Below are 354 nucleotides of genomic sequence, written 5' to 3' on the forward strand. Positions count from 1 at the left end.
GCGGTCCGGACGGGACTCGAACCCGCGACCTCCTGCGTGACAGGCAGGCATTCTAACCAACTGAACTACCGGACCAATTTATTCAACTATAATAATGTTATTCAGTGTAGTTAGATGAAACGTTTTGGTTACATTTTACAGTACTATTGATATTCAATTAACCAATATAGTTAATAATGTAATTTGGTTGCGGGAGCAGGATTTGAACCTGCGACCTTTGGGTTATGAGCCCAACGAGCTACCAGACTGCTCCATCCCGCGATATGATTATAACTTGGCCTGGCGGCGTCCTACTCTTGCAGGGGCAAAGCCCCAACTACCATCGGCGCTGGAGAGCTTAACTTCTGTGTTCGG

Annotated in this window: 2 tRNA genes; both read right to left on the minus strand. The window is 46.9% G+C overall.

Annotated elements, in window-relative coordinates:
- Position 1 precedes the first annotated feature (1 nt).
- Positions 2–75, minus strand: a tRNA-Asp gene (locus tag Q1A47_RS20655).
- A gap of 109 nt (positions 76–184) precedes the next feature.
- Positions 185–261: transfer RNA gene (locus Q1A47_RS20660), tRNA-Met, on the minus strand.
- Between the last annotated feature and the right edge of the window lie 93 nt (positions 262–354).

It is taken from the genome of uncultured Virgibacillus sp., assembly GCF_947495635.1.
Lineage (GTDB): Bacteria > Bacillota > Bacilli > Bacillales > Amphibacillaceae > Virgibacillus > Virgibacillus salarius.